This window comes from Gemmatimonadota bacterium, from assembly GCA_026706845.1.
Taxonomy (GTDB): Bacteria; Latescibacterota; UBA2968; order UBA2968; family UBA2968; genus VXRD01.
This window is the reverse complement of the sequence record JAPOXY010000205.1, coordinates 1-14,666: the sequence shown is the minus strand read 5'-3', so window position 1 is coordinate 14,666 and position 14,666 is coordinate 1. Positions and strand designations below refer to the sequence as shown.

13 protein-coding genes are annotated in these 14,666 nt (G+C 52.0%); 5 read left to right on the top strand and 8 right to left on the bottom strand.

From position 1 onward, the window contains the following. Positions 1–8 precede the first annotated feature (8 nt). The 3 genes from OXG87_18570 to OXG87_18560 all read left to right on the top strand — a co-directional run bounded on the left by OXG87_18570 (position 9) and on the right by OXG87_18560 (position 3,941). Positions 9–1,064 carry a sialidase family protein gene (locus OXG87_18570; GenBank protein ID MCY3871559.1) on the top strand — a complete coding sequence of 352 codons (1,056 nt, stop codon included), beginning with the start codon at positions 9–11 and terminating at the stop codon, positions 1,062–1,064. 109 nt (positions 1,065–1,173) lie between these two features. Continuing rightward, a complete protein-coding gene (locus OXG87_18565; GenBank protein ID MCY3871558.1) occupies positions 1,174–2,436 on the top strand; it encodes a sulfate adenylyltransferase in 1,263 nt (420 codons plus the stop codon). Positions 2,437–2,456: 20 nt separating this feature from the next. After that, on the top strand, positions 2,457–3,941 hold the full coding sequence (locus tag OXG87_18560; GenBank protein MCY3871557.1) for a sulfatase-like hydrolase/transferase: 1,485 nt from the start codon (positions 2,457–2,459) through the stop codon (positions 3,939–3,941). Here OXG87_18560 and rsmB read toward each other — a convergent pair. Genes rsmB through OXG87_18540 form a run of 4 tightly spaced genes read right to left on the bottom strand, consistent with a single transcriptional unit; the run spans position 3,938 to position 8,777 of the window. Continuing rightward, on the bottom strand, positions 3,938–5,221 hold the full coding sequence (rsmB, locus tag OXG87_18555) for a 16S rRNA (cytosine(967)-C(5))-methyltransferase RsmB (protein MCY3871556.1): 1,284 nt from the start codon (positions 5,219–5,221) through the stop codon (positions 3,938–3,940). The genes OXG87_18560 and rsmB overlap by 4 nt on opposite strands. Positions 5,222–5,248: 27 nt before the next feature. After that, on the bottom strand, positions 5,249–6,565 hold the full coding sequence (locus OXG87_18550) for a TldD/PmbA family protein (protein ID MCY3871555.1): 1,317 nt from the start codon (positions 6,563–6,565) through the stop codon (positions 5,249–5,251). Then, positions 6,566–7,996 (bottom strand): TldD/PmbA family protein, encoded by a 1,431-nt coding sequence (locus OXG87_18545; GenBank protein ID MCY3871554.1) that lies wholly within the window; start codon positions 7,994–7,996, stop codon positions 6,566–6,568. Positions 7,997–8,018: 22 nt separating this feature from the next. Next, complete coding sequence (locus OXG87_18540; GenBank protein MCY3871553.1) at positions 8,019–8,777, bottom strand: exodeoxyribonuclease III; 759 nt, start codon at positions 8,775–8,777, stop codon at positions 8,019–8,021. A 128-nt stretch (positions 8,778–8,905) separates the two neighbouring features. On the opposite strand from OXG87_18540, the gene OXG87_18535 reads away from it, so the two are divergent. Continuing rightward, entirely contained in the window at positions 8,906–9,523 is a 618-nt protein-coding gene (locus OXG87_18535) for a chorismate pyruvate-lyase family protein (GenBank protein MCY3871552.1), read from the top strand. Here OXG87_18535 and metF read toward each other — a convergent pair. Genes metF through OXG87_18520 form a run of 3 tightly spaced genes read right to left on the bottom strand, consistent with a single transcriptional unit; the run spans position 9,504 to position 12,635 of the window. Then, positions 9,504–10,382, bottom strand: a complete 879-nt coding sequence (gene metF, locus OXG87_18530) for a methylenetetrahydrofolate reductase [NAD(P)H] (GenBank protein ID MCY3871551.1) — start codon at positions 10,380–10,382, stop codon at positions 9,504–9,506. The two genes, OXG87_18535 and metF, sit on opposite strands and share 20 nt — an antisense overlap. A 45-nt stretch (positions 10,383–10,427) precedes the next feature. Continuing rightward, positions 10,428–11,879: an adenosylhomocysteinase gene (gene ahcY, locus OXG87_18525; protein MCY3871550.1), complete on the bottom strand. Its 1,452-nt coding sequence runs from the start codon at positions 11,877–11,879 to the stop codon at positions 10,428–10,430. Between the two features lie 30 nt (positions 11,880–11,909). Then, positions 11,910–12,635, bottom strand: a complete 726-nt coding sequence (locus OXG87_18520; GenBank protein ID MCY3871549.1) for a helix-turn-helix domain-containing protein — start codon at positions 12,633–12,635, stop codon at positions 11,910–11,912. A 245-nt stretch (positions 12,636–12,880) separates the two neighbouring features. Here OXG87_18520 and OXG87_18515 point away from each other — a divergent pair, with 245 nt between their 5' ends. Beyond that, positions 12,881–13,360 carry a hypothetical protein gene (locus OXG87_18515; GenBank protein MCY3871548.1) on the top strand — a complete coding sequence of 160 codons (480 nt, stop codon included), beginning with the start codon at positions 12,881–12,883 and terminating at the stop codon, positions 13,358–13,360. A gap of 55 nt (positions 13,361–13,415) precedes the next feature. Here the strand turns inward: OXG87_18515 and OXG87_18510 are convergent, their stop codons facing one another. After that, the gene (locus OXG87_18510) at positions 13,416–14,297 is read right to left on the bottom strand and encodes an aldolase/citrate lyase family protein (GenBank protein ID MCY3871547.1); all 882 of its coding nucleotides are present in this window, start codon (positions 14,295–14,297) and stop codon (positions 13,416–13,418) included. Positions 14,298–14,666 lie beyond the last annotated feature (369 nt).

Below are 14,666 nucleotides of genomic sequence, written 5' to 3'. Positions count from 1 at the left end.
AAAATACCATGAAACCTCATATCCCCATTCTACCTCATTACAAAACCCAGGAAATCCTGATACGAGCCGCAGAACAAAAGACACTGCCTTATGTGAAAGCCCCACACCTCTTGTTTCTGGACGAGCATAATGTCCTGATCGCCTACAAACGCGGCACCCGGCACAACACAGAACCAGCCGCCGACTGGGAGATATTTCGCTACAATCCCACCACGGGGACAATTTCGGATCGGAAAATTGTCGCGCACCTGGATGGATTCACGATCCAGAACGGAGAATTTGTCCGATTCGCCAATGGCGATATTGGCCTGTACGTAGATCCCCATTTCCCAAATTCCAAAGACAAATTCGGGCTTCTTGCATATCGGTCTTCGGACAATGGCGTGCATTTTGAAGGCGGGGAAAAACTCGGCTCCATCAACGGTACGGAATATGTCTATGCCTTTGAATCTCTGACAGAGGACGAAACGACCTGGATGCTCCTGACGCCCTACCGGCATTATCGAAATAACAATCCCAATGTGGATGTGATTCGATCCGATGACAATGGGAAAAGTTGGCAGTTTGTAGCTAACCTCACAAAAGCCTTTGGCAACGCCCCCATCAATGAAACATCCTTCCTGCGATATGAAGACGGATACATCTTCAACACACGAGGTCTGGACGGCATCCAGCGAATGCATTTTACCGATAGATCGTTCCACTTAATCAGAGAAGTGAACCTGACACAGACCTACAAATTCATACGCGCCCAGATAGGCAGACCGCGACTTTTCAAGCGAGATGGCAACTACTACTTTATCGGTAGAAATTACATGAAATCGATACGCGGCATGAAACTGTGTCTATTCAAATTTGATCCCGAATCACTCGACATCCTCACCTATGCCATACTGGACAATTACGAAGGCGCAGTTGTACCCGACGGGTATTATGCGATGCCTTATTTCACAACGCGCGCCGAAAAAGTGTATTTCAATATCATAACCTATAAATCCCTCCACCTGCGCGAATCGCCCCCAGATCTCATCCGCCTGGAATTCAAGTGGGATGAATTGCGTTGAAGAAGCAGAAGCCCAAAACCGCTTTCTTTCTTGACAGAAAACAGGTCAAAGATATATTCATTACTTAGTGAATCAAGAATATCAAAAACAACACTGGAGGTTTATCCAAATGTCCGATACACCCCTGATTGCACCCCACGGTGGTCTATCCGAACCGGTCAATCGCCTGATAGTAGATGTTGAAACATTTTTATCCAGAGCAAACGGACTGACGCGTGTCCCGGTCAGCGATGCAGATCTATCCTCGGTCTATCGTTTTGGCGACGGCGGATTGAGTCCACTAACAGGACCAATGGATGCACAAACATATCATCGAGTACTCGACGAATCCGTCATCGAAGTGGGCGGCAAGTGCTATGCCTGGACGATCCCAATATCACTACCCGTGAGTTCCGACCTCGCCAAAACCCTTTCGATTGGGCAAAAAGTCGCATTGGAAAACACATCTGGCGAAACTGTGGCGGTACTGGACATCAGCGACATCTTTGAATGGGACAAAACCAAATATCTTCAGCGCGTATATTTAACGGACCGCACAGACCATCCCGGTGCCGACATGGTCCTGAATGGCGATGCCGACAAAACCCATCTCCTCGGCGGCGAAATTCAGGTACTATCCCAACCCAAAAATCCACATTTTGGACAATACGTCCTCAGCCCGCGTGAAATCAGACCCCTCCTGACACAAAAAGGCTGGAACCGCGTTGTGGCATTTCAAACGCGCAATGCCCTGCATCGGGCACACGAATACGCACTGGTATATGGTTTGGAAACCCTCCTGCGCCAGGGACACAACGCAGGCGCGTGCTTAAATCCCCTCGTGGGAGAAACCAAATCGGACGACGTGAACGCAGAGATTCGCATGCAAACTTACGAAGCACTCATCGCATCTCGGGGACTGGGCGAAGGGGATAGCGATGTGGAACTCTGGCAAAAACGCGGTGAATCTGTACCGGATAGAGTCATTTTGCTCGGGCTGGACATCAAAATGTTCTACGCCGGACCCAAAGAAGCCGTCATGCATGCCATTTATCGCCAAAACTTTGGATTTACCGACATCATTATCGGCCGCAAACACGCCGATGCCCCCTATCACGACGGCAGCGCGATCTGGGGAGACTTCGATGCACAGGAAATTTTTGATCATCTGAATGGCGACCTGCAAATTCAGCCCGTAAACGTGGGATTTGCCGCCTATTACGAATCACTTGGACGCGTGGATTTGATGGAACATCACCCCGATGAACAACCGGTCTTTATCTCAGGCTCTCAAGTGCGCGACACACTCAGCAACGGCGAACAAGTCGATCCCCGAATCATGCGCCCCAGCACATCGGAGATATTGAGCAAAGCCATGTCGGCAGCCGCATAACAAAAACGAGGCAGAACACCATGACTGACCGCCCCAACATCCTGGTAATCATGACCGATCAACAGCGCGCCACGGCCAGCCATCTCTACGGCAACACCTTTTGCCAAACCCCGTCGATGGAACGCCTAGCAGATAGCGGGGTTCTCTTTGAAAACGCCATCACCCCGCACCCCCTCTGCGTGCCAGCGCGCATCTCATTTTGGACTTCGCAATTTCCCCACTCGCACGGGGGCCGACGCAACCAGACCTTGATGCCAGCCGGTGCCGAACACGCCTGGCAACTCTGGAAAGCAGAGGGCTACGCCACGGGCCTGATCGGCAAAAACCACTGCTTCGAACAGGAGGAGGATTTGGCCCTCTTCGACGTGTGGAACCCCGGTACCCACGGTGGTAGCGGCGAAGAGACGCGGGGCATGGACTGGTTCCGCCCGGCAGAAGGCCGACGCAAGGTCGCCGCCGAAAATCGCCAGCTCGCCCATCAGAACCCCCGCTTCAGCTACGGCACCTCCGAGTTGCCGTTGGAGGATCACTCCACCGGCCTGATCGCCGGACAGACGACGCGCTTTATCGAAAAGTACCAAGACCAACCCTTTGCCCTGTGGGTCTCCTTTCCCGATCCACACGAGTCCTGGCTGTGTCCGGCCGAGTACGCGGCCTTGTTTCCGCCCGAAAATATTGACCTTCCCCCCTGGCGCAACGGCGAATTCGACGACGAGCGCGCACCCGAACGCAACCGCGTGCTCTACCAGATGCTGGGGATGCACCGCGATCCAATTGAAGACGTTTACGGCGTTATGGCCTCGTATTTTGGCATGGTGCGCTTTATCGACGACGCACTCGGCCAAATACTCGACAAACTCGACGCACTGGGGCTGCGAGAGCAAACAATTGTGGTCTTTTGTTCGGACCACGGCGACTTTATGGGAGAACACGCCATGCAGTGCAAAGGCGGGGTCTTCTACGACAGCCTGACGCGGGTGCCGCTGATCGTCTCCTGGCCCGGACAGGTCACCGCCGGGGTGCGCGATCAAAGCATGGCCAATCTGATTGATGTCGTGCCCACGTTGCTACACTTGCAAGGGCTGGCGCAGCCGCATGCCATGCACGGAATACCCCTACCCACTGTAACCGCAGCCGCACCCAGGGACGCGACCTTTTCCGAATACGGAAGCGGGGGACCGCTCTTTACCATGCCCGACCTGGAAAAGCTACCTCAACCCTGGGGCCGCAAAACCCTGATTGACACCTTGCAGTGGCGCGAGGCAGCCGGTCGGTGCAAAATGGTCCGCACCCGTGAGTGGAAGTACGTCCACGACCCCATGGGAGACCGCGACGAACTCTACGACCTCGTCGCCGATCCAGGCGAACTGGTCAATGTAATCGACGAAGATCAACATCGCGACGCCCTCGCCGCCATGCGACTGCGACTGGCCGACTGGAGCATCAACACCGAAGATGCCCGGCCAGTGCCTCCACCTGACTCCAGACACTACGAGTTGGTCTAAACAGAGCGCTTCAACCGCACGGCAAAAACACCGTCATTACCAGTTTGATGGGGCAGCAATTGCAAATAGGGATGGGTCACTCGAAAGCCCGGATGATCGCTTAAAAAGCCTTCGACAACGCGCTCATTTTCCTCCGGTTCAAGCGTGCAAGTGCTGTAAACCAGAACGCCGCCCGGGCGCACGTAATCGGCAGCGCTATCGAGAAGAGTACGCTGCAAGCGCGCAAGACCGTGAATATCGAATTTTCGCCAGCGCAGGTCGGGATGGTGATTCAGAATACCCAGCGAGGAACAGGGCACATCGACCAGAACCCGATCAAATAAGCGATTCACAGCCAGACAACGCGCATCGACAGCGAGAGGGTAAACACATGTAATCCCGAGTCGGTGCGTGTTTTTTTTTAGCATTTCGAGGCGACGCGGATAGAGATCTGTAGCGAGAATAAAACCCCGATTTTTCATACGCTCGGCCATAGCAGTGGTTTTGCCGCCGGGCGCACTGCACAAATCGAGAACAGCCTCGCCGGGTTGGGGATCGAGCAGGGGAACAACCATTGCAGCCCCTGCGCCTTGAACGCTAAAGAGACCATCGCAATAAGCCCTGCTCTGAAAAAGATGACCCACCTGGGATACAGCGAGGAGATTGGATGCTGCAAATTCGGTGTCAATCCCTTCGAGAGCGAGTTGATCGCGCAAAGCATCGGACGTCGTTCGCAACGCATTGGGGCGAATGGTCAGGGTAGGTTGGGCATTATTAAATTCACACAGGGCGCGTGTCTCATCCACGCCATAGCGTTTGATCCACCGCGCGACGAGCCATTGGGGATGTGATGTCATAATGGCGAGATACTCAACGGGATCGCTATCAAAATCGGGAAAAACAACAGGCTTGCGATTCTCGGCCACACCGCGCAACACCGCATTGACCAGTCTGGCGACCGGCTCCCCGAGAATGTGACGGGCGAGAATAACGGATTCAGAAACAACCGCATAAGGCGGCACGCGGTCGAGATACTGGAGTTGGTAAACACCGAGGCGCAGGAGATTGCGGAGTTTTGCGTGCTGTCTGGACAGGGATTTTTTGAGATAGGGCGTCAAAATATGGTCGAGACGCGCCCGATAGGTCAGCGTACCCCGCACGAGATGGTGAAGCAAATCGCCATCGGGACCGCGGATATGCTCGCGCTGCGCGTCGAGCAAACGGTCGAGATAAGCGCCCCGTTCAACGCGACAGAGGATATCCAATGCAATATGGCGCGACGTTTTTGACGCGGCAGACATTATTTACCCTCTCTAATGCCACTCTTTTTACTTTCCGCTAAACGCCACATTGTCAAAAATTAGAGTAGGCGTTTGCACGCTGGAATAGACATTGGGATCATTGCCCACGGCGACGAGATTTTGCAACAAATCGAGAAAATTGCCAGCGATATTCATTTCCGATACCGCACCCGTCTTCTGCCCGTTGGCAATGCGAAAGCCGCGAAAACCATAAGAGAAATCCCCAGTCGTCGTATCGGCATTGCCGCCGAGCCAGGACGTGACGTGAAAGCCATCCTCGATCTCTGCAATCAGGCCATTGAGATCTTTATCGCCCGGTGCAAAAACGAGATTAGACGACATTCCAGTTGTAGGCTCCCAGCCGAGTTTGCGCCCGTAATACGTATCGACATAATACATTTGCAAGACGCCCTGATCGACGACACACCTGCGCTTTGCCGAAATCCCCTCGCCATCGTAATGCCGAGATGCGAGACCGCGCACCATCAGGGGATCATCTGTCACCGACAGGAGCGAACTGGCAATTTGCGCGTCTTTTTTATCAGCGAGAAAAGACCGATTCTGCTGAATGCTGCGCGCCTGCAACGCACCCCATATCGCGCCAATCAAACGCCCGCCAGCTTCGGGATCAACCACCATAGTCGCCCGCCCACTCGGCGCTTTTTCACTCCCCAATCGGGAAAGTGCGCGGTCGAGGCTCTCGCGCGCAACCGCCTCTGGATCGGGCAAATCCGACAAATGATGCGCCCGCACATAGCGATGGTCTTCGGGACGCCCGTGCTCGCCCTCTTTGAGCGTCACACTCGCGCCATAGCCTATCGAAGTCCCGCTCTGTATCCCCGAAAATCCATTTGAACTCACCCGAGCCGACGTATTCCAACCATAGTAAACATCGGCGGTAGCACTCACCACACGGTCATCTGTATGGGTGACAGCATCCATTTTTTTTAACCAATCAATACACGCTTCGCGGGGCAAATCGCGCACCACAACATCGTCGGATTGGAGGTCAGTATCCGGACGATTGTCATACAGTGCAGCATCGGGAATAACGCGATGCGAATCTTCAGCCAGATGCTGTGTCAGCGCAACTGCATCTTCGATAAACCGGGCAACAGACGCCGCGCGCAAATCCGAGGTCTGGTGTGTCGAATACCGCCCATTGACATATAATTGAATACTCAAGCCGCGGGCAGCACTCTGTTGGACCTGCTCAATATTCCCATCGCGATACGTGTACTCCGTGCTATTTTCATCCCGCACCCGCGCTATCGCATCATTCGCACCTGCTCCGCGCGCCTGATCAACCGCCTGTTCTGCCTGTTGTAGAAGTTCTCGTTCCATTTAATTCACCCCACCCACAGTCATACTCTTTTCCACCAGCATCGTCGGAACGCCCATCGAAACGGGCACACCCTGCCCGTTTTTTCCACACGTCCAGCTACCATCATCCAGCACGGCATCACCTGCTGCCATAACCACATTTTTTAATGCCTCGGGACCATTGCCAATAATATTGACATCCTTGATCGGCGCAGTAATTTTGCCGCCTTCAATAAGCCATCCATTCTTGATATAAAAAGTAAAATCACCCGCGCCAATTTGCACCTGTCCATTGGTAAACGTATCGGCAATAATGCCGTAATCGACAGCGCCAATAATCTCATCGCGGGTGTGGGGACCGTCGAGCATATACGTAGATCGCATACGCGGCATAGGAACATGCCGAAAACTCTCGCGACGACCCGACCCCGTGGGTGCGACCCCGTAGTGCCTGGCCGAAATGCGGTCGTGCAAATAGCTTTTTAAGACGCCGTTTTCAATAAGCGTCGTACACGCAGTAGCCTGGCCCTCGTCATCTACATTGAGCGCCCCGCGATCATTTTCCTGCAAACCGTCATCGACAATCGTCACAAAATCCGGGGCGACTTTCTCATTCATCATCGTCGCGTAAATAGAAGTACCCTTGCGGTTGAAATCCGCTTCCAGGCCGTGACCAATCGCCTCGTGGAGCAAAATACCCGAAGCACCAGCTGCAAGCACCACCGGCATCTCGCCAGCAGGTGGGCGCTGCGCCTCAAAGAGAATCATCGTGCGATCAACCGCCTTTTGACAGACCGCTTTGATATTCTCTTCGGTAAAATAGTCAATCCCCTCGCGCCGGGAAACCGAAGCCCCATTGCTCTGCCGCACGCCATTCTTGTTGGCTGTCACCGAACAATACAGCGTCGCCATAGGCCGCCGGTCCGTACTGAAAACACCATCGCTGGTCACAATGAGCACGCGCTCATCCCTATCCATCCACCCCACAGACACCTTTTCTATTGAGGGATCCATTGCGCGAGTCATTATTTCCGCATTCTGCACCAGTGGCAGGCGTTCGGTAATATTGACCTCATCCCAGTCGCGATCAATCGCGTAGTAATTGTCAACCTCTCTGCCCTGCAAGTGTTGCGGGGGCACATTTTTTGTGCCCTCTGCTATTGCAGCCGCTGTTCGAGCAGCCGCATAAATTGCATCTGCCTCTAAACTCTCGGAAAAAGCATAGCCAACCTGATCCCCAATCACCGCGCGAATCCCCACGCCCTGATCAACGCCTGTATTGGCACTGGAAATAATGCCATCTTCCAAACTGAGTGACGTAGTACGCACATGCTGAAAATACAGATCGGCAAATTCGGCACCTCGGGACATCGCTTCGGACAATGCCTGCTCGGCCACGCTTTCATCAACGCCGAATAACGCTGCAAAAGGATGTGTTTCAAGAGTGTGCATGGAAATCTCCTGTGTGTATGAGCTATTTCAAATCCACAACAACCGGTGCGTGATCAGATATGGTCATGCCACCTTCGCGATCAACATGGGCGGATTCAACGCGCTTTGCAGCTACCTCATTACCCAACAAATAGTCGATGCGCCAACCGCGGTCCAATTCTCTGGCTCTTCCCCGATTGGACCACCACGAATACGGACCCTGAACATCGCCGTATTGTTCCCGTGTAAAATCGCGCCAGCCAGAAGCGATGAGATTGCCCATCCACGCGCGTTCATGCGACAAAAAACCCGAATTTTTTTCATTGCTTTTAGCATAAAAAATATCGCGTTCGGTATGCGCGATATTAAAATCACCGCCCATAATTGTGGGAACCCGTTTTTTGACCAGGCCATCGGCCCAGGGACGAAAGCGATCCATCCAGCACTCCTTAATCGCCTGGCGCTCATCGCCCGATGATCCCGAAGGCAGGTACACGCTGACAAATTGAATCCCCAGAGTACTCACCCGCAAAATCCGGCCTTCAGAATCGCCCTCACCGCGTTCTTCCTCACTTAAAGGCGTGCGAGACCATACCGCTGTACCCGCATAGCCCTTGCGCTCGGCCGGATGCCAGATAACATGCCATCCCTCAGGATTGCGCTCGCTCGCAGATAGTTGCTCGGGCAAGACCCGAATCTCTTGCAAAAGGATCACATCGGGGTTTAGCGTTTTAATATGATCCATAAACCCCTTGCGAAGCGCCGCCCGCAATCCGTTTACATTCCAGGTTATGATACGCATGCTGTCCTTTCCATCAAAATAACTGATTAGAATCACACATGCAATGTTTCAGAACTTTTTTTGTCCTTATGTGTCTAAAGTGCACCTGCGTTACACAACAACTGTATATATGAAAGGACAATAGCTCGATGAAGACAGATTCAATTTTCAATTCGACAACCTTTGCTGACACACATGTAAAAAATATATTTGTCGCACAAGCCGAAAGGCCAGCAATGTCTGGAGAAATCAACATCGCGCAATTAACGCCATTCCAGCGGGCATTGATCGTCACCGACGGCACCGTCACAAGACTCATCGAAGCCTATACACTCACACCTGTGGAAGTCGTACTCCTCCATCAGGCGGAACAGACACTCTGCACAGAGCATATCTGGCTCGAGTTGCCATCAGGAGCACCAGTCATCGCGCGACAAGTAGCATTACAAACACCCTCAATCGGCAACGAAACGCCGAAAACTCAGGCGTATGCCACATCCCTCATTGTACCACAACACTTGCCAAAAGGCATTTTGGACGGATTGGAATCAGATCCTTCGGGATTGGGAGGAATTCTGCAAAACAGCGGACTGGAAACCCGCCGTGAATTGTTGTGGTGCTGCTTTGAAACCGCACGGGATTTGCCGGAAGCCATTGCGCATCTTGAAGGGGAACCACTACTCAGCCGCACCTACAGGGTATTCGCCAATAAAAAGCTAATCATGCTGATCACTGAGAAATTTCCGCTCAGAGAGGAAGCGCACTGATAATCCGACGCATATGGATGGACTTGTTGAGCACGTAAAAGTGAATACCCGGCACGCCCTGTTCGAGCAATTCGGTTGCCTGCTCGATGCATTGATCTACCCCAATTTTCATCGCCTTATCTTCATCATCCACAGCCCCCTTGAGTTGATCCTGCAAATCCCCGGGAATCTCAGACCCGCACAAAGACGCGATGCGCTGTATCTGTCCCGCCGCGAGAATCGGCATCAACCCCGGAACAACAGGTGCTGTAATATTGGCTGCACGCACGCGATCGACAAAGCGAAAAAAATAATCGTTATTGTAAAAAAGCTGCGTAATAACAATATCCCCACCGGACTCGACCTTGCGCTTCAAATTTGCAATATCGGTATCGAAATTGGGCGCTTCAAGGTGTTTCTCGGGATACCCCGCAACAGCCAACCCAAACCCATCATCTTTCGGTTCAGTGCTGCGAATATGCGCCACAAGCTCATTGCCGTGGGCAAATCCATCCTTCGCGGGCACAAAAGTATCTTCGCCGCGCGGGGGATCGCCGCGAAGCGCGACAATATTGCGAATACCCTCTGTGCGAATCGCCTTCAGAATATCATCAATATCCGTTCGGGACGACCCCACACATGTGAGATGACACGCCGCTGTCAGACCAAATTCGTTCTGGATAAGCGAGGCAATCTCCAGCGTTTTGGCGCGAGTAGAACCACCCGCGCCATACGTAACCGTCATATAACTGGGATTCAGCTTGAGCAAATTGGGTACAACCCGCGCTTTGAGGGCACGCATACCACCCTGCGTCTGCGGGGGATAAATCTCAAAGGAAATGACCGGTTGATCGCCGGTAAAATAGTCTAAAAATCGCATAAAATAGGGGCTGGGTACTGGGGCTAAGCTCCCAGTCTCTAATCGTTAATACCGATAATGACCGGGTTTGTACGGACCTTCGACGGACACGCCAATATAATCGGCCTGCTTCTGCGTGAGTTCAGTCAACTTTACACCGAGCTTTTCAAGGTGAAGCCGTGCGACCTCCTCATCGAGGTGTTTGGGCAGGGTATAAACGCCGACTTCGCGCTGCTGTGCCCACAGATCCATCTGCGCCAGCACCTGATTGGTAAACGAATTGGACATCACAAAAGAAGGATGCCCGGTCGCACAGCCGAGATTGACCAGACGGCCTTCTGCGAGCAAAAAGATCGCACGCCCATCTGGAAACGTGTATTTATCGACCTGCGGCTTGATATTTTCGTGCATAATGCCCGGGTAATCACCCAGCTTATCGACCTGAATTTCATTGTCGAAATGTCCGATATTGCACACAATGGATTGGTCGAGCATATTTTCCATGTGCTCAATGCGGATAATATCCGTATTGCCCGTCGTCGTAACAAAAATATTGGCTTCGGAAAGGGCATCTTCCACAGTCGTCACTTCAAACCCCTCCATCGCCGCCTGCAAAGCACATATCGGATCGATTTCCGTCACCAACACGCGCGCGCCAAATCCCCGCATAGACTGGGCACATCCCTTGCCCACATCGCCATAACCGCACACACAAACGACCTTCCCGGCGACCATAACATCTGTCGCGCGCTTAATACCATCGGCGAGCGACTCGCGGCAGCCATAGAGATTATCGAATTTCGATTTGGTCACCGAATCATTGACATTGATCGCGGGAAAGAGAAGCACGCCTTCATCCCGCATCTGATACAGACGGTGAACCCCCGTTGTAGTCTCCTCTGACACGCCCTGAATATCGGTGGCCATATTGTGCCAAAAACGCGGATTGCGTTCGAGTTGCCGCTTCAGCACGGCATTGACAATCTCCAATTCGCGATTATCGGTCGGCTCATCGAGAATCGAGGGATCGTCTTCAGCCTGATACCCCCGGTGAACCAGCAGCGTTGCATCCCCGCCATCATCGACAATAAGTGTCGGTCCACCCTCCACAAAATTGAGTGCCTGCAAAGTACATTCCCAATATTCTTCCAGCGACTCGCCCTTCCACGCATAAACCGGCGTACCTGTTTCTGCAATAGCGGCAGCGGCGTGATCCTGCGTAGAAAAAATATTGCACGACGCCCAGCGCACATCGGCCCCCAGCACTTTGAGAGACTCGATCAACACAGCTGTCTGAATCGTCATGTGCAAAGACCCCATTATGCGAGCACCTTTGAGAGGTTTCTGATCTGCGTATTTTTCGCGCACAGCCATCAAACCGGGCATCTCGCGCTCGGCAATTGTAATCTCTTTCCGTCCAAAATCTGCCTGAGACATATCGGCGACTTTATGGGGCAGATGCGAATAATCGGGAATTTGAATATCCGTCGCGCTATCGGGCAACACTATATCGGCCATATATCATCCTTTCTCTCGGTTGGCATACGCCTATCTAATCTCGCAAATTGAGATGGGCGTCTTGATGCCACGAAAATTGATTTCTGTGGGTTGGGAAATATCAAAAACTTCATCGAGATTGTTCGACACAGATGTCGTTGCTGCAATTCCTTTGCGGACATTTGTTTCTGCCCATTCTCGAACAATAAATGCGATGTTGACCACTTCTCCTGTCACATCGGGATGGGCGTAATCGGGATGCCCCATTGCGCCCAAATAAATCTCACCGCTGCTCAAGCCAATGACCAGGTCTTCGCTGATAAGCCGCTGGGAAAATGCCGCTGCCTGGGCAGCGCGAAGCTGATGGTGTACGCCAGAAAAAAAACACAAAAATGCGTCTCCCATATATCTGAGCGGAACGCCATCATGGCGCAAAACAGCTTCGGTCAGTTGAAACAAAATGCCATTTGCCCAGGCTGCAAACTCTCGCGCCTCCATTTGTAATGATTTTTGGTATGCACCGACAACGGTAGAGGTAAAGATAGTAGCATCAAAAACATCTTGATTTTCGCCATGTGCATCCAAAAGCCAGTCCGTAGAAACGCCGAGCAATTTGGCAAGCGGTCCCAGAGTAGCAATATCGGGACCGTTTTCGCCCCTTTCCCACTTGGAAACGGCCTGTGGGCTTACCTGCAGGGCATTGGCAATGTCGTTTTGCTTGAGGCCAAGGCGTTCCCGCTGAGCGCGAAGGCGTTGACCGAGTTCAATAAGTAGCATATTGGACTCTTTAGGCCGCGATGGGCGAACCTTTAAAATAAAAATTACGATGAGAGGACGATTGTGACAATAAAGAGATAGTTGAATGCAATCGCTTTGCGGTTGAGGTCCGGTATGATATTATGCGCACGCGCAAGCATTAAACACGTCTTTTGTCATTTCATCTTTGCCTTATGAAAGCAGTTTTGTATATTAGTTGTATTACAGTAAAATGTCCATCTAAAGAACAACACAGGAGAAAATAAATGATCAAACGCTCTATTGCAATTTTTATCGTGGGAATACTCACAACCGGGTGTCAGATGCCCTCACTATTTGAAGGGCAGACGCAAATAAAACAATACGGCCGCGTACTGGCAGAAGGGCAATACGACAGCGGTGCCCGCACTGGCGTTTGGACATATTACGATGCTGCGGGCAATGTGCGCGGGCAGGGCACATACAAAAATGGCGTCATGCAAGACGGACTTGAGATCACATTTTACAGCAACGGACAGAAAAAAACAGAAGGCAACTGGACAAATGGTGTGGAAGATGGGAATTGGATATCTTATTTTAGAAACGGTGTGAAAAAAGAAGAAGGCCGATATCTGGAGGGAAAGAAAACAGGTGTCTGGCGAGAATACGATCCGTCCTCCTTTTACGCCATACAAAAAGTATTCGAAAATGGCAAACAAGTCGGCTGGCGAAAATTTGAGCTGGCCCGCCAGGGCAATCCATTTTAAGCATCTATTAAACTGAATACTCAGGGCTGTGCAAACATCGCACAGCCCTATTTTTTTAAACCGGCATGCGGCGGCCTGAATATTCGCGTCCAATACGCGCGATCTCTTCCCTGCCCCCAGAAACCACGCGCACGCCCTCGTCTATTTTTGCGGCAACCGTCTCGGGACTACCCCCCTCGAGAAAAGCAACGCCATTTTCTTCACAGGCTGCCTTCACTCGATCTCTCACCTCTTGCATTTCGGGAGAAAAAGGCGTTGGACGGTGCAAATACCCCATCGACATACTCAAATCGCCCGGACCCATTTCGGCAAATCCAATGCCGGGCACCTTGAGAATCTGTTCGATATTGGACGCGCCGCGCACATTCTCAATCTTGATGCCCAACAGCAACTCGCCATCGGGATTCAGCGGATAGGGATCGGCCTTCTGGATGTACTCATCGCGGTTAACACCCCATATCGCTGAGGCCGACGATTCGGATCCCACGCCTCGCGTACCTGTACTGAGGCCGTGTCCAACGCCGATCTTGTTAATGGGATAGCGACACGACTCGACAAAAGCGCGTATCGCATCGGGCGATTCCGCCTGACAGAGCAAAACGCCGTGTACACCGCGCGCGAGAATCTGCCGAAACTGCCAGGCATTGTAGCGCACAATATTTTCAGACGCGCCCTCCACGGGGGCTTCGACAATAACAGCGGGCGTCCTGTGCCCACTATTTGTAGGTCCCCCGCCCACCAGACCGCGCATATAGTCGTCGAGACCTCCCAGATTAAAAGCCCCGTGTTCCATACCCACATTGATATAATCCGCCCAGGTACTGGCGTCATTCTGACCCTGTTCAAACGTAAGCACATGCCCTGTGTGTGCACCCGTGTAATAGATAGGTTGATCTTGTGCAAGCAACTCAACTGCGCGATTGACGCGATTGCCCATGGAAGTCTCCTCCAAAATATAGTTACGTGATTATGTTCAGACTTCAGCATGAAATATCTATTGAAACAAAATCGCAAGTCTTTTCTGTAATGGTGAAATTTTTAAAAAAACTGCGGTTGCTTTTGCAGCGAAATGTTGTATATTATCCGTAAGTAAGTAAATGGTTACTTAGCAAAATCAGTCTCAATCTCTGATGGACGCACTCTGAGATTCGCGTCTCGTTCCTTACTTCAACCTTCAATTTTCGCTCTTTTGAGGCCCGCTTATGAAACTCTCGGAATACGCGATCAAAAAACCCATTACTGCTGTAATGGTAGCGCTCAGTCTCATAGTCATGGGTTTTATTTCCCTATTCAGATTGCCGCTCGA